Source organism: Lentzea cavernae (assembly GCF_014653695.1).
In the GTDB taxonomy this organism is placed as follows: Bacteria; Actinomycetota; Actinomycetes; order Mycobacteriales; family Pseudonocardiaceae; genus Lentzea; species Lentzea cavernae.
Genome location: NZ_BNAR01000011.1, coordinates 207,814 through 221,781, shown reverse-complemented (window position 1 = coordinate 221,781; position 13,968 = coordinate 207,814). Strand labels below are relative to the sequence as shown.

The window sequence follows — 13,968 nt, the reverse complement described above, 5'->3', positions numbered from 1 at the left end:
GTGATCCACGGAAAGGTGCACAACCCATGAGTGACGGCGTGATGCTCGGAATGCCGGCACTGCCGCCGCCGGTGCTGTCGGAACGTCGCAAGACCAGGCAGCTGATGGTCGGCAACGTCGGTGTCGGCAGCGAGTTCCCCGTCTCCGTCCAGTCGATGACGACGACCCTCACGTCGGACGTCAACGCGACGTTGCAGCAGATCGCGGAACTCACCGCGGCCGGCTGCGACATCGTCCGCGTCGCCTGCCCCTCGCAGGACGACGCGGACGCGCTGCCGGCGATCGCCCGCAAGTCCCAGATCCCGGTGATCGCCGACATCCACTTCCAGCCGAAGTACGTCTTCGCCGCGATCGAGGCCGGTTGTGCCGCTGTCCGGGTCAACCCGGGCAACATCCGCAAGTTCGACGACCAGGTCAAGGAGATCGCGGCCGCCGCGAAGGACCACGGCACCCCGATCCGCATCGGCGTCAACGCGGGGTCGCTCGACCCCCGCCTGCTCGCCAAGTACGGCAAGGCCACGCCCGAGGCGCTGGCCGAGTCGGCGATGTGGGAGGCCTCGCTCTTCGCGGAGCACGACTTCCACGACATCAAGATCTCCGTCAAGCACAACGACCCGGTCGTGATGGTGCGGGCGTACGAGCTGCTGGCCGAGCAGTGCGACTACCCGCTGCACCTGGGCGTGACCGAGGCCGGTCCCGCCTTCCAGGGCACCATCAAGTCCGCGGTGGCGTTCGGCGCCCTGCTGCGCCAGGGCATCGGCGACACCATCCGGGTGTCGCTGTCCGCGCCGCCGGTCGAGGAGATCAAGGTCGGCCACCAGATCCTCCAGTCGCTCAACCTGCGCCCGCGCAAGCTGGAGATCGTGTCCTGCCCGTCATGCGGCCGCGCCCAGGTGGACGTGTACACGCTCGCCGAGCAGGTCACGGCCGGTCTGGAGGGCATGGAGGTGCCGCTGCGCGTCGCCGTCATGGGCTGCGTCGTGAACGGCCCCGGCGAGGCCCGCGAGGCCGACCTGGGTGTCGCGTCCGGCAACGGCAAGGGCCAGATCTTCGTCAAGGGCAAGGTCATCAAGACCGTGCCCGAGCACGCGATCGTGGAGACCCTCATCGAGGAGGCCATGCGCCTCGCCGAGGAGATGGAACCGGTCGAGGGCGAGGCCCCGGCCGTCACGGTCGGCTGATCGTCTTCAGGCGAACGAGGGCCCCGTCTCACTTCGCGAGACGGGGCCCTCACCGTGTGTCCAGGCACAGAGCACTGTTGGCTGATGCCATCCGCGCGGTCCATCTGGCACGCTAGGTGACGTGCTGAGGCTTGCCGGAGCGCGCGTTCTGGACGAACGCGACCTGATCGACGTGCGCGGGGTGTTCGACGCCGACCCCGTGGCCGCGTGCATGGTCGCCGCACGGGTCGAGGTCGCCGGACTGGACCCGTGGCGCCTGGGCGGTGAGATGTGGGGCTCGGACTCCAAGCCCATCAGGGGCAAGGTCGACGGCCTCTGCTTCTCCGGCCCGAACCTGATCCCGCTCAAGGGCAGCGCCGCGGCGATGCGCATGTTCGCCGACCGGGCGCGGCGCCGGGGCCGCATGTGCTCCAGCCTCGTCGGTCCCGCCGAGCAGGTCCTGACGCTCTGGGAGGAGCTCCAGCCGGACTGGGGCCCCGCTCGCGAGGTGCGCGCCGACCAGCCGCTGATGGCCATCTCGACGGCTCCGAAGATCACCCCGGACCCGACGGTCCGCCAGGTCCGGCCCAGTGAGCTGAACCGCTACCTCCCCGCGGCCATCTCGATGTTCATCGAGGAGGTCGGCATCGACCCGTGCGCCGAGGACGGCGGCGCGGGCTACCGGGCACGGGTGTCGGAGCTGATCGCCGCGGGCAGGGCGTTCGCGAGGTTCGAGCACGGCGAGGTCGTGTTCAAGGCCGAGATCGGCGCGATGTCGAGCAAGGTGGGCCAGATCCAGGGCGTCTGGGTGCGTCCCGACCGCCGCGGCGGGGGCATCGGCACCGCGGGCACGGCGGCGGTGGCCGACCGGCTGACCAGGGTCCTCAACCGCACGGCCAGCCTCTACGTCAACGGCTACAACCACGTCGCGCAGGCTGCGTACCGCCGAATCGGATTCGAACAAGTCGGGCAATACGCCACTGTCCTCTTCTGAACGGGCATACTCGCGCGAGTGCGCCTTCTCGCAACGATCACGGTGGTCCTGCTGGCGGTGAGCGGCTGCGGGCTGTTCCAGTCGGAACCGGGGGCACCGGAGATCACCAACGACTTCCTGGCGAAGCTCGCGTCCGGTGACGTGCAGGGCGCCGCCGGGATGACCGACAACCCGAACGAGGCCAAGGAGGCGCTGGAGCGCTTCCGCGGGGCACTCAAGCCGGAGGGCCTGGCCAGCAAGGTCGACCAGATCCGCAAGAACGGCGAGCTCGCGTCCGAGGCGTCCGTCACGCTCGACTGGAACCTCGGCAAGAACCGCCACTGGACCTACCCGACGAAGTTCGACGTGCGCCAGGAAGGCGACACGTGGAAGGTGCACTGGGCACCGTCGGTGGTGCACCCGAAGCTCACCCCGCAGCAGTCGATCAAACTCACGGAGCTCACGCCGGACCCGGCGCCGGTGCTCGACCGCGACGGCACGCCGTTGCTCGCCCCCGAACGCGTCGTCTCGGTGCTGCTCGTCGCGAAGGAGGCCGGTGACGTCCCCGCGGTCGCGAAGACCCTCGCGGACGCGCTGAACCCGTTCGACAAGGCCATCACCCAGCAGACGATCACCGACGGCGTGGCCAAGACGCCGGAGGGCCAGGCCTACCAGGTGGCGGCGCTGCGCGACCCCGACTACCAGTCGGTGAAGCCGAAGATCTACGAACTGCCCGGCGTGCGGTTCAGCGCGCAGACGTCGTTGCTGGCACCGAGCCGCACCTTCGGCTCCCAGGTGCTGCCCGCCGTGCGCAAGCTCATGGAGAACGAGATCGCCGGCAACGCGGGCTTCCGCGTCAGCACGGTCGACGCGCAGGGCACCGAGGTCGAGGAACTGCACTCGAAGGCGCCCGAGCCCGCCAAGGCCGTGAACACCGCGCTGTCGCGGATCGTCCAGGCCGCCGCCGAGGACGCCGTGGAACCCGTCAAGGAGCCCACGATCCTGGTGGCCATCCAGCCGTCGACCGGCGACATCCTGGCCGTCGCGCAGAACGACCCGGCCGACGCGCAGGGCGCCCTGGCGCTGACGGGCCGCTTCCCGCCGGGCTCCACGATGAAGGCCGTCTCGGCGCTCGCGGTGATCCAGTCGGGCAAGGTCACCGCCGACACCCCGGTCCCGTGCCCCGGCAAGACCACCATCGACGGCCGGCGGATCGTGCCGAACTCCAGCGAGTTCGACAAGGGCACCATCCCGCTGCACTCGGCGTTCGCGTTCTCCTGCAACACCACCTTCGCGCAGCTCGCCGTCGACATGGCGCCGAACCTGCTGCCGGACGCGGCGCTGTCGCTGGGTCTCGGCGTCGACTTCGACATCGCGGGCCTCACCACGATCACCGGTTCCGTGCCGCCCGCGACCGACGTCGTGGAACGGGCCGAGGACTCGTTCGGCCAGGGCAAGGTGCTGGCCTCGCCGTTCGGCATGGCGCTGGTCTCGGCGTCCATCGCGAAGGGCTCGATGCCGGTGCCGCAACTGGTGCGGGGCAAGGAGACCAAAGCGGACAAGCAGCCCGCCGCACCGCCCGTGGCGTCGCTCGACCCGGTGCGCGCGATGATGCGCGAGGTCATCGAGAACGGCACTGCACCACAACTCCAGCCGTACGGAGACGTGCGCGGCAAGACTGGTACCGCACAGTTCGGTGACGGCGTGCACTCACACGGGTGGTTCATGGGCTACCGGGGCGATGTCGCGTTCGCGACCCTGGTGCTCAGCGGAGAGACTTCTACTCCAGCCGTGGATGTGGCGGCGAGGTTCCTGAAGGCGGTGCCGTGATGAGCAAGACCAAGGACCTGACGGTGCGGGAACGCCTGGTGCGGGCGGGGATCCTGCTGCCGGCGCCGCGGCTGCCGGAGCCGCGGGAGGCGCCGGACGAGCCTCGGTGGTTGCGGCGGCGTGAGGCCTGACGAGGTCGTCTGAGATGTGGCCGTGGTGGAGCGTGCGCGCGTAGACGCGTGTCATATGCGTGAGGTTGATGCCCGCCGCGTGGGTTGAGGCGCGCGTGGGCAGTAGACGTGCGGTCTGAAGCTCGCCGCCGTGTGGGCTGAGTTAGGTCGTGTGAGGTGCGGCCGTGGTGGGGCGTGCGCGCGTAGACGCGTGTCGTATGCGTGAGGCTGATGCCCGCCGCGTGGGTTGAGGTGGACTGCGCGCGTGGGCCGTAGACGTGCGGTTTGAAGCTCGCCGCCGTGTGGGCTGAGGTAGGTCGTGCGCGCGTCGGTGGACGCCTGAGCCGTGCCGGATCGTGCACACGTAGCCGCGGAGTCGCGTGCCGTCAGCGTGAGGCGGTGCCCCACCGCATGAACCGAGGCGGACCCGTGCGCGCACGCCCACCCAAGGACCACGCTCAGGGCGTGGAGCGCCCGCAAGGCTAATCTGGAGGGCATGGCTGTTCGTGCTGTGCTGCAACCCGGTGTGCAATCCCCGCGTCGTCAGGTGCCGTCGCGCATCGTGCGTCCCGAGTACGTGGACAAGCCGGCGCCGCAGAAGAGCACCGACCCGTGGGTGCAGCCGCCGGAGGTCATCGAGGCCATGCGGGTCGCCGGGCGCCTCGCCGCCCAGGCGCTGCAGGAGGCCGGCAAGGTCGTGGTGCCGGGCGTCACGACCGACGAGATCGACGCGGTGGCGCACGAGTTCCTGTGCGACAACGGCGCGTACCCGTCGACCCTGGGGTACCGGGGCTTCCCGAAGTCGTGCTGCACCTCGCTGAACGAGGTCATCTGCCACGGCATCCCGGACAGCACGGTCGTCGAGGACGGCGACATCGTCAACATCGACGTCACCGCGTTCATCGGTGGCGTGCACGGCGACACGAACGCCACGTTCTTCGCGGGCAACGTCTCCGAGGACGCCAAGCTCCTCGTCGAGCGCACGCACGAAGCGACGATGCGCGCCATCAAGGCCGTGAAGCCCGGTCGTGAGCTCAACGTCGTCGGCCGCGTCATCGAGGCCTACGCGAAGCGGTTCGGCTACGGCGTCGTGCGCGACTTCACGGGCCACGGCATCGGTCGCACGTTCCACAGCGGACTCGTCGTCCTGCACTACGACGAGCCGTCGGTGAAGACGGTGCTGGAGCCCGGCATGACGTTCACGATCGAGCCGATGATCACGCTCGGCGAGTACGAGGGCGAGATGTGGGACGACGGCTGGACCGTCACCACGAAGGACAAGAGCTGGACCGCTCAGTTCGAGCACACGATCGTCGTGACCGACACGGGCTCGGAGATCCTCACGGTCTGCTGACCTCAGGGCTTGGAGGCGATGGCCGTGAGCGCCTCGGCGAGGGCGTGGAGGCTCTCGCGGGGCACGCGGTCGAGCACGTGCTGCCGGGCGATGTCGCTGTAGTGCGCCTTCGCCCGCTGCACCTCGCTCACCCCCGCCGGGGTCAGTGAGGCCAGCGCCGAACGGCCGTCCTCCTCGTCACGCCGGCGCTCGCACCAGCCCCGGCCCTCCATCGACAGCGCCACCCGGCTGACCCGGCTGATGGACAGCCCGGTGCTGGTGGCGAGGTCGCTCATGCGCAAGGTCTGGTCCTGCGCCTCGTACAGCACGTGCAGCACGGAGAACTCGGTCATCGTGAGACCGGTCGACCGGAGCATGGCGTCGTCCAGCTGGCGGGGCAGCCGTTGCACGACCCGGCCCAGCGCGCGCCACATCGCCTGTTCCTCCAGGGTCAGGGCCCCGCGTTCCGCAGCGGTGCCGTCAATGCCGGACGAAGTGTGAGCCATGCGCCCATTCTGCTGGGGGAGGCCTCGGAAGGGAAATTGTTTGCGCGCGCGAGCAAATGAAGCTAGCGTCGGTGGCGAGAGCTCAGCCCACCGACAGGAGATCCCCATGGCCACCGAAACCGCCGAGCTGACCGTGCTTCCGAACGGGCCGGTCGTCACCGTGATCGAGCGCTTCGCCGGCGCCGGCACGACGGACCAGGGCACCTCGTCGAAGCCGCGCAGGCCGGCCGGACGGGCCTCGGACGTCGTCCAGAACCCCGAGGTCGTGCGTGCCCGTGAGCTGCTGCCGTCAGTTCTGCGCAGTCGTGACGGGTTCGTCGCCGCGCTCCTGCTGGCCGGTCTCGACGGCGAGTTCGTGGTGTACAGCCAGTGGCGTGCCGCGGGCGAACCGCCGGTCGAGGTGCCCGCCGGGTGGTCCGTCGCCGATCAGCTCGACGGCTTCGAACTGGTCGACAGCCGCACGTACGCGGTGGACTTCAGCGCTCCCGGCGACCTCACCCGGTTCTCGGCGCAGGACACCCCTCTCGCGCACTTCGGTGTCTTCTCGGTGGCCGCGCGGGACCAGGAGCGGATGCTGGAGCTCGCCAGGAAGCACGCGCCCGACTCCATCGGCACGCCCGGTCTGCTCGGGATCAACTTCCACCGCAGCCTCGACGGCGGCCAGGTGATCAACCTCGGTGCCTGGAACAGCTTCGAGGGCTTCGGCGACCTGCTCGGCCGTCCCGGTTTCCGGGACGAGGCCGTGTACTGGCAGGACGTCGCGCAGTTCCGGCCGCACTTCTTCGCGGTCGTGGCCGTGGTCGAGAAGCCCGCGAGCGAGCTCGCGATCTGGGCGACGCTGAAGGTCCTGCCCGGCAAGCAGGCCGCCGCGGAGGAGTTCTTCGCGTTCTCCAGGGAGGTCCTCGACGCGGAGCCGGGGACGACGAGCTTCTTCGCGGTGAGGATCGACGACGAGACCTACGGGATCTTCGACACGTTCACCGACCAGGCCGCCCTCGACCTCCACATCGAGGGCGCGTCGGGCAGGCAGGCGGTCCAGGACCTCGTCGGCACCGTCTTCGCGGGCCCGCCGGTGATCACCGGCAGCCTGGTCGTGCAGCGCGGCTGACCGTCAGAGCTTGCCGACCACGGACTTCAGCGCGGCCGCGACCGCCGAAGGCGACGTCGCGGCCGCCAGGTGGTGCGACTCCAGCCGCTCGACCGGCCAGCCCAGCTCCTCCGCACGCGCGGCCGCGTCCTCGTAGACCGGAGACAGCAGCACGTACCCGCACGCCCCGGACCATTCGACGCTCGGGCGCTGCTCCTTGAGGAACTCCCACGGCACCTCGGGTGCCTCGTCGCGCATCTCCTCGCGCAGACCCGCGGGCACGAGCTTCAACGGGTCCGAGTCGAACCAGCGGTCCCAGCGCGGCAGCTTGCCGTCGCGCACCGACGCCTTGACCTTGCTCACCAGCGCCGGATCGACCGTCTCGCGCCACGCCTTGCCCGGCGTCGGCAGGTCGGAGTCGAGGAACACCAGGCCCGCCACCTCGGTCTCCAGCGCGTCCGCGAAGCACGGCAGCAGCGGTCCCGCGCCGCTGTGGCCCACGAGCACCAGCGGGCCCTCGACGCCGGAGTCCTCCAGGGCGTCGGCGAACGCGCCGATCAGCCGCTGGTGCACGGGTGCCTCGTTGATCGTCATCTGCAGGTCGACCAGCAGGACTTCCACCCCGTCGGAGGCCAGTTCGTCGGCGAGCGGGCGCATGCTCGACGGGCCGAGGAACGGGCTGTGCATGAGCACGACGGAGACCATGGGGGTGATGATGGCAGCATTGGCGTCCATGCGGGGCGCGATGTTGATCTGTGGGACGACCTCGGACGCGGGCAAGAGCGTCCTGGTGGCCGGCCTGTGCCGCTTCCTGGCACGCCAGGGCGTCGACGTGGTGCCGTTCAAGGCCCAGAACATGTCGAACAACTCGTTCGTCACACTCGACGGCGGCGAGATCGGGCGCGCCCAGGCCGTGCAGGCGCGGGCGGCGTTCAAGGAGCCCAGCGTCCGGTTCAACCCCGTGCTGCTCAAGCCCGGCAGCGACCGCACGTCCCAGGTCGTCGTGCTCGGCCAGGCCGTCGGCGAGGTCTCCGCGCTGAGCTACCGCGAACGCAAGCAGCAGCTGCTCGGCACCGTTTTGTCCACTTTGGACGACCTGCGCCGCGACCACGAGGTCGTGATCTGCGAGGGCGCGGGGTCGCCGGCCGAGATCAACCTGCGCGCCAACGACATCGCGAACATGGGCCTGGCCGTCCACGCGAACCTGCCGGTGCTCGTCGTCGGCGACATCGACCGCGGCGGTGTGTTCGCGCACCTCTTCGGCACGGTCGCGGTGCTCGACGCGGCGGACCAGGCGTTGATCTCCGGCTTCGTCGTCAACAAGTTCCGCGGTGACGCGAGGCTCCTTGAACCGGGCCTGCACCAGCTGAAGGCCCTCACCGGACGGCCGGTGCTCGGGGTGCTGCCGTGGCGCGAGGAGCTGTGGCTCGACGCTGAGGACTCCTTGTCCTACAACGCGGACGGCGTGATCGGCAGGCCGCTGCCGCCGAAGCGCGACTGGCTGCGGGTCGCCGTGGTCCGGTTGCCGCGCATCTCGAACGCCACCGACGTCGAGGCCCTCGCGTGCGAACCCGGTGTGTCCGTGCGGTTCGTGACCGAGCCGTCCCGGCTGGCCGACGCGGACCTGGTCGTGCTGCCCGGCTCCAAGGCCACCGCCTCCGACCTCGCCTGGCTGCGCGACACCGGTCTGGCGCAAGCGGTCCAGCGCTTCGACGGCCCGGTCCTCGGCATCTGCGGCGGCTTCCAGATGCTGGCGAAGCACATCGAGGACGACGTGGAGTCCCGGTACGGCACCGTCGAAGGCCTCGGCCTGCTCGACGTCGACATCCGCTTCCAGCCGCGCAAGACGCTGGCCACGCCGTCGGGCACCGCGTGGGGCGAGCCCGTCACCGGCTACGAGATCCACCACGGCCAGGTCGTCCGCAGCGCCGAAAACCCGCTCATCGGTGACGAGGGCGCGCAGACCGACCGCGTTCTCGGCACCCACTGGCACGGCCTGCTGGAGAACGACGCGTTCCGCCGCAGGTTCCTGCTGTGGGCCGCGGAACGCGCGGGCCGCGACTTCGAACCGGGCGAGGTGAGCTTCCAGGCCGCCCGTGAGGCCCAGCTGGACCTGCTGGGCGACCTGGTCGCCGATCACCTGGACACGAAGGCCGTCATCGACCTGCTGGAACGAGGGGCTCCGGCAGGGCTTCCGTTCGTGCCGCCCGGCGCCCCAGCAACTGCGGGATAGCCAGCCCGGCGAGCACCAGGCCGCCGGCCGCGACCTGCAGCCCGCGCAGCTCCTCGCCGAGGAACGCCCACGCCGAGAGCATCCCGAACACCGGCACCAGCAACGAGTACGGCGCCACGACCGACGACTCGTACTGGCGCAGCAGGAACCCCCACAGCGCGAAGCCGAGCAACGTCGAGATCCACGCGACGTACCCGACCGCGCCGACGCCGGCCCAGTCGAGTCGGCCGAGCGCGCTCATGTCCTCGGTCAGCGCCGACAGCGCGAACAACGGCAGCACCGCGACCGCGCTCACCCACACCATGAACCGCAGCGTGTCCGCCGGCCGCGCGTACCGCATCAGCACGTTCGACACGCCCCAGCAGGCCGCCGCGGCGATCAGCAGCACGAACCCGAGCAGCGGCGACGAGAGCCCGTAGTCCCACGCGATCACACCGATGCCCGCGACGGCCAGCGCGATCCCGGCGATCTGCACCGACTTCGGCCGTTCGCGCAGCACGACCGCCGCGAACAGCGTCGTGAAGATCACCTGGCTCTGCAGCACCAGCGAACCGAGGCCCGCGGGCATGCCCGCCTTCAGGCCGATGAACAGGAAGCTGAACTTCGCGACGCCCAGCACCAGGCCGACGGAGATGATCCAGCGCCACGCCACCCGCGGCCGTCCGACGAAGAAGATCGCGGGCACCGCCGCCGCGAGGAACCTCAGCGCGGAGAACAGGATGGGCGGGAACTCGTCCAGGCCGACCTTGAGCACGACGAAGTTGAAGCCCCAGATGGCGGCGACCAGCACAGCGAGCAGGACGTGACGGGGACTCATGCTGTCCAGCTTGCGCGCGCCGACTGTTTAGCACTAGTTCTGATTGCTTAGGCTTTGGGTTTAGCATTGCTACATGCTCGATCTCGGAAGACTGAAGGCGCTGCACGCCATCGCCGTGCACGGCACGGTCGGCGCCGCCGCGGACGTGCTCGGCTACACCCCCTCCGCGGTCTCGCAGCAGATCGCCAAGCTCGAACGCGAGACCCGCACCACGCTGCTGGAACGCAACGGCCGGGGCGTCCGCCTCACCGACGCCGCCCGCCTGCTCGCCGACACCGCGAGCCAGGTCCTCAAGCTGGTCGAGGAGGCCGAGGTCGCGCTGGAGGAACAGCGCGGCGCCGCCATCGGCCGCCTGTGCATCGGCGCGTTCGCCACGGCGTCCCGCGGCCTGCTGCCCGACGTCCTCGTGAGCCTGTCCGAGCAGCACCCGGCCCTCGACGTGCGGCTCACCGAGATCGACCCGCCCTACGCCACGGAGGCCGTGGCCCGCGGCGAACTCGACATGGCGATCGTGCACGACTGGGCGAACACGCCACTGCCGGTGCCGGAGTCGCTCTCCCGCGCGTTCCTCGTCGACGACGTCGCCGAGGTGCTGATCCCCGACTCGAACCCGTTGTCGCGCAAGGAGTTCCTCGAACCGGTTGACCTCGCCGGCGAACGGTGGATCTGCCAGACGGAGGGGTCGATCTGCTTCGACTGGCTGGAGCGGACCTTCCACGGCGCGGGCATCGAACCCGTGGTGGCGTACCGGATCAGCGAGTACCGGACGCAGATGGCGTTGCTGGCCAAGGGGATCGGGGTCGCGCTGATCCCGAGGCTCGGCAGGGGAGAGGTGCCGGGCGGCGTCCGGGCCGTGCCGCTGCGCCCCACGCCCACCCGGCGGTTGTACGCGGTCTGGCGGACCCAGGCCTCGCGCAGGCCCGCCATCACCGCGGCCCTCGACGTGATCAGGCAGATCGCTCGGTGATCACGTGCTCCTTCCCGGGAGCCATGACCTTCAGCACCGCCCTGGCCTCGCGGACGACACCCGCCAGGTCCTTCTTCGCGGTCCGGAAGTACGGCTGGATCGTCAGCGTCGCGGTGTCCTTGGTCTCCACGACGTTCCACGTGCCGTGCACGAACCCGTCCACCAGGAACGTCGGCGGGAACACGCCGTTGCGCACCGCGCCCCACCGCGACCGCGCGTCCTCGCTCATGATCCGCCGCCGGTCCGCGTGCCCCAGCAGCACGTTGTCGAACGCGGGCAGCAGCCGTGCGGGCGCCGCGACGTCCTCGGGCACGATCACGCCGTCCTGCACGTCCAGCAGCACCTTGCCGTCCTCGTTGCGGTACTCGACCAGGTCGAGGCCGGCCGTGTGCGCTTTCAGCCCGGTCAGCTTCGACCAGGCCTGCACGTCGGCCAGGGTCGCCGGTCCGAACGCCCGCAGGTAGCGCGAGATCAGCTCCGGCACGGCGGCCTCGTCCGGCAGGTCGCGCCCGAGCCACGTGGCCATCGCGATGTTCTGCGGAACCCCGCCCACGCCCCAGATCCCGCGCGGCGGCACCTGGACCATCGGCACCAGCATCTGCGCCTGGCTGGAGAGCTCGCGTGCCCTGGCCTCGGGGAAGTGCTGCTCCAGGTGCGCGCCGATCTCCGCGACCGTGCGCGGTTCGGAGTCGACGTACTCGCGGGTGATCCGGGCCAGTTCGCCGAGGTCGATCTCGACGCGGACGGCCGGAGGCATGGAGGTCCTCGCCCACTTGTCGAGCTCCGGCTGCAACGCCGTGCGCATCAGGAACACGTCGTTCGCCGAGATGAGGTGCAAAGTGCCGCGCCACAACGTCATCCGCACCAGCGTGCGGTCGAGGATCAGCTCGCTCAACGCGTCGACCTCGTACGGCGCGAGCCGCGTCCACAGCGCGAGGTACGGCGGGATCGGCGCCTGGGCCTGGAGGCCGCCGAGGTGCTCGACGGCGTCCACGATCGGCATGTCCGTGCGCTGCATCAACATCTGCCGGGCGAGCAGCGTCCGGTTGAGGGTGCGGTGGGAAAGTGTTGTGCTCACAGTGATCCGAAGAACTTCCTGATGTCCTGGACCAGCAGGTCCGGTTCCTCCATCGCGGCGAAGTGCCCGCCGCGGTCGAACTCCGTCCAGTGCACGATCGACGGGATCATCTTCTCCGCCAGCGACCGCACCGGACGGCTCAGGTCGTGCGGGAAGACCGCGACGCCCGTCGGTACCGTCGACGGCTTCTGCTGACCCCAGGACGCCGCCTGTTCCTTGTACAGCGCGGCCGAGGAGCCCGCCGTGCGGGTGAACCAGTAGATGGACACGTTGGTCAGCATCCGGTCGCGGTCCACCGCGTCCTCGGGCACGCCCTCGTTGTCCGTCCAGTCGTGGAACTTCTCCACGATCCACGCCAGCTGCCCGACGGGGGAGTCCGTCAGGCCGTACCCGATCGTGCGCGGCCGGGTGCGCTGCACGTGCATGTAGCCGGAGAGGTCCTTCTGGTAGTGGTCGAGCGTCTCCAGCGACCGCAGCTCCTCCGGCGAGAGGTCGTTGACCCCGGAGGGGCGGAACGTCATCAGCATGTTCACGTGCACGCCGATGACGTGCTCGGGGAACACCCTGCCGATCTCCTGCGCGATGCTCGAACCCCAGTCGCCGCCCTGCGCGCCGAAGCGGTCGTAACCCAGGCCCTCCATGAGCTTCGCGAACGCCCACGAGACGCGCAGGACGTTCCAGCCGGGCTTCGCCGCCGGCCCCGAGAAGCCGAAGCCGGGGATCGACGGGATGACGAGGTGGAAGTCCTCCGACAGCGGCTCGACCACGTCCAGGAACTCGACGAACGAGCCAGGCCAGCCGTGCACCAGCAGCAACGGCGTGGCGTCCCGCTTCTTCGACCGCACGTGCACGAAGTGGATCCGCTGCCCGCTGATCTCGGTCGTGAACTGCGGGTAGGAGTTGAGCCGCTCCTCCTGCGCGCGCCAGTCGAACCCGTCGCGCCAGTGCTCGGCCAGCGGGCGCAGGTAGCCCAGCGGGATGCCGTAGGACCAGCCGACCTCCGGCAGGTCCTCCTCCGGCCACCGCGTGTTCGCGAGGCGGGCGCGGAGGTCGTCGACCTCCGCCTGCGGGATCTCGATGCGGAACGGCCTGATCTCCATGGTCCCCACGCTATGAGCTCATGCGGACGACTTCAGTCCACGTTTTCAGCGTTTTTCAGCAGAACTTCTCGATCAGCTCCTCGAAGAAACCGCCCGCCTCGATCGCCGCCTTCTCCTGGTCGCCGTCCCGGACCGCGTGCAGCAGCCCGGTGTGCGACACCTGGTCGCGGCCCGGTGTGCTGGTGTCGACAGAGGCCGCCACCGAAGCTTTGACCGCCTCGGTCAAGCCCTGGTAGAGCTCGGCCAGGAGCGTGTTGTGCGAGCACTGCACGAGCAGCACGTGGAACGCGGTGTCGTGCTCGATCACCTCGGCCCACTGCTCGGCCTCCATCGCCGCGTCGCGCTTGTGCAGCAACTCGGTGAGGCGCCCCAACTCGGCGTCCGTGCGGTGCTTGGCGGCCAGGCGCGCGCCCTCCATCTCGAGGGTGCGGCGGACCTCGAGCACCTCCTTCAGCTCCGTCCCGCACATGCGGCGGACGGCGCCGGAGATCTCGCTGGTCGCGCGGACGAACGTGCCGTCGCCCTGCCGCACCTCCAGCAGACCGGCGTGGGACAGCGCTCGCACGGCCTCCCTGACCGTGTTCCGACCCACCCCGAGTGCGGTGACCAGCTCGGGTTCGGGCGGGATGCGCTGCCCGACGGGCCATTCACCAGTGGTGATCGCGGCGCGCATCTGCTCGATCACCTGGTCGACGAGACCCGCCCGTCGGGTAGTGGCCAACGGCACAGCGTCATCCTCTCATCCGAACATCCTACGTCTGCGATAGTGAAGCG

14 protein-coding genes are annotated in these 13,968 nt (G+C 70.0%); 8 read left to right on the top strand and 6 right to left on the bottom strand.

Annotated elements, in window-relative coordinates; genetic code table 11:
- Positions 1 to 50 precede the first annotated feature (50 nt).
- The 5 genes from ispG to map all read left to right on the top strand — a co-directional run bounded on the left by ispG (position 51) and on the right by map (position 5,427).
- Positions 51 to 1,181 (top strand): flavodoxin-dependent (E)-4-hydroxy-3-methylbut-2-enyl-diphosphate synthase, encoded by a 1,131-nt coding sequence (gene ispG / locus IE307_RS31520; protein WP_191303111.1) that lies wholly within the window; start codon positions 51 to 53, stop codon positions 1,179 to 1,181.
- A gap of 121 nt (positions 1,182 to 1,302) precedes the next feature.
- Positions 1,303 to 2,154: a GNAT family N-acetyltransferase gene (locus IE307_RS31515; protein WP_191303018.1), complete on the top strand. Its 852-nt coding sequence runs from the start codon at positions 1,303 to 1,305 to the stop codon at positions 2,152 to 2,154.
- Positions 2,155 to 2,172: 18 nt separating this feature from the next.
- Positions 2,173 to 3,963 carry a penicillin-binding transpeptidase domain-containing protein gene (locus tag IE307_RS31510; RefSeq protein ID WP_191303017.1) on the top strand — a complete coding sequence of 597 codons (1,791 nt, stop codon included), beginning with the start codon at positions 2,173 to 2,175 and terminating at the stop codon, positions 3,961 to 3,963.
- Positions 3,963 to 4,094, top strand: coding sequence for a hypothetical protein (locus IE307_RS47345; RefSeq protein WP_268250431.1), 132 nt, complete (start codon positions 3,963 to 3,965; stop codon positions 4,092 to 4,094). Before IE307_RS31510 ends, IE307_RS47345 begins: the two co-directional genes overlap by 1 nt.
- 475 nt (positions 4,095 to 4,569) lie before the next feature.
- On the top strand, positions 4,570 to 5,427 hold the full coding sequence (gene map, locus IE307_RS31505) for a type I methionyl aminopeptidase (protein WP_191303016.1): 858 nt from the start codon (positions 4,570 to 4,572) through the stop codon (positions 5,425 to 5,427).
- A 2-nt stretch (positions 5,428 to 5,429) separates the two neighbouring features.
- On the opposite strand, the gene IE307_RS31500 is transcribed toward map, so the two are convergent.
- A complete protein-coding gene (locus tag IE307_RS31500; protein ID WP_191303015.1) occupies positions 5,430 to 5,912 on the bottom strand; it encodes a MarR family winged helix-turn-helix transcriptional regulator in 483 nt (160 codons plus the stop codon).
- A 106-nt stretch (positions 5,913 to 6,018) separates the two neighbouring features.
- Between IE307_RS31500 and IE307_RS31495 the strand changes: the two genes are divergently transcribed.
- A complete protein-coding gene (locus IE307_RS31495; RefSeq protein WP_191303014.1) occupies positions 6,019 to 7,020 on the top strand; it encodes a putative quinol monooxygenase in 1,002 nt (333 codons plus the stop codon).
- Positions 7,021 to 7,023: 3 nt separating this feature from the next.
- Here IE307_RS31495 and IE307_RS31490 read toward each other — a convergent pair whose 3' ends face one another.
- A complete protein-coding gene (locus tag IE307_RS31490; protein WP_191303013.1) occupies positions 7,024 to 7,704 on the bottom strand; it encodes an alpha/beta fold hydrolase in 681 nt (226 codons plus the stop codon).
- A 28-nt stretch (positions 7,705 to 7,732) separates the two neighbouring features.
- On the opposite strand from IE307_RS31490, the gene IE307_RS31485 reads away from it, so the two are divergent.
- Positions 7,733 to 9,232: a cobyric acid synthase gene (locus IE307_RS31485; RefSeq protein ID WP_191303110.1), complete on the top strand. Its 1,500-nt coding sequence runs from the start codon at positions 7,733 to 7,735 to the stop codon at positions 9,230 to 9,232.
- On the opposite strand, the gene IE307_RS31480 is transcribed toward IE307_RS31485, so the two are convergent.
- The gene (locus IE307_RS31480) at positions 9,156 to 10,049 is read right to left on the bottom strand and encodes an EamA family transporter (RefSeq protein WP_191303012.1); all 894 of its coding nucleotides are present in this window, start codon (positions 10,047 to 10,049) and stop codon (positions 9,156 to 9,158) included. The two genes, IE307_RS31485 and IE307_RS31480, sit on opposite strands and share 77 nt — an antisense overlap.
- Before the next feature lie 73 nt (positions 10,050 to 10,122).
- Between IE307_RS31480 and IE307_RS31475 the strand changes: the two genes are divergently transcribed.
- Entirely contained in the window at positions 10,123 to 11,016 is an 894-nt protein-coding gene (locus IE307_RS31475; RefSeq protein ID WP_191303011.1) for a LysR family transcriptional regulator, read from the top strand.
- Here the strand turns inward: IE307_RS31475 and IE307_RS31470 are convergent.
- Genes IE307_RS31470 through IE307_RS31460 form a run of 3 tightly spaced genes read right to left on the bottom strand, consistent with a single transcriptional unit; the run spans position 10,997 to position 13,921 of the window.
- Positions 10,997 to 12,094, bottom strand: coding sequence for a winged helix DNA-binding domain-containing protein (locus IE307_RS31470; protein WP_191303010.1), 1,098 nt, complete (start codon positions 12,092 to 12,094; stop codon positions 10,997 to 10,999). The two genes, IE307_RS31475 and IE307_RS31470, sit on opposite strands and share 20 nt — an antisense overlap.
- Complete coding sequence (locus tag IE307_RS31465) at positions 12,091 to 13,194, bottom strand: epoxide hydrolase family protein (protein WP_191303009.1); 1,104 nt, start codon at positions 13,192 to 13,194, stop codon at positions 12,091 to 12,093. Before IE307_RS31465 ends, IE307_RS31470 begins: the two co-directional genes overlap by 4 nt.
- 55 nt (positions 13,195 to 13,249) lie before the next feature.
- On the bottom strand, positions 13,250 to 13,921 hold the full coding sequence (locus tag IE307_RS31460) for a FadR/GntR family transcriptional regulator (protein ID WP_191303008.1): 672 nt from the start codon (positions 13,919 to 13,921) through the stop codon (positions 13,250 to 13,252).
- Between the last annotated feature and the right edge of the window lie 47 nt (positions 13,922 to 13,968).

What these genes read in the sequence shown, in the direction of transcription:
- IE307_RS31495 (WP_191303014.1), top strand. Translation starts at nt 6,019, where the DNA reads ATGGCCACCGAAACCGCCGAGCTGACCGTGCTTCCGAACGGGCCGGTC.
- IE307_RS31480 (WP_191303012.1), bottom strand. Translation starts at nt 10,049, where the DNA reads ATGAGTCCCCGTCACGTCCTGCTCGCTGTGCTGGTCGCCGCCATCTGG.
- IE307_RS31475 (WP_191303011.1), top strand. Translation starts at nt 10,123, where the DNA reads ATGCTCGATCTCGGAAGACTGAAGGCGCTGCACGCCATCGCCGTGCAC.
- IE307_RS31465 (WP_191303009.1), bottom strand. Translation starts at nt 13,194, where the DNA reads ATGGAGATCAGGCCGTTCCGCATCGAGATCCCGCAGGCGGAGGTCGAC.
- IE307_RS47345 (WP_268250431.1), top strand. Translation starts at nt 3,963, where the DNA reads ATGAGCAAGACCAAGGACCTGACGGTGCGGGAACGCCTGGTGCGGGCG.
- IE307_RS31485 (WP_191303110.1), top strand. Translation starts at nt 7,733, where the DNA reads ATGCGGGGCGCGATGTTGATCTGTGGGACGACCTCGGACGCGGGCAAG.
- IE307_RS31490 (WP_191303013.1), bottom strand. Translation starts at nt 7,704, where the DNA reads ATGGTCTCCGTCGTGCTCATGCACAGCCCGTTCCTCGGCCCGTCGAGC.
- ispG (WP_191303111.1), top strand. Translation starts at nt 51, where the DNA reads ATGCCGGCACTGCCGCCGCCGGTGCTGTCGGAACGTCGCAAGACCAGG.
- IE307_RS31500 (WP_191303015.1), bottom strand. Translation starts at nt 5,912, where the DNA reads ATGGCTCACACTTCGTCCGGCATTGACGGCACCGCTGCGGAACGCGGG.
- map (WP_191303016.1), top strand. Translation starts at nt 4,570, where the DNA reads ATGGCTGTTCGTGCTGTGCTGCAACCCGGTGTGCAATCCCCGCGTCGT.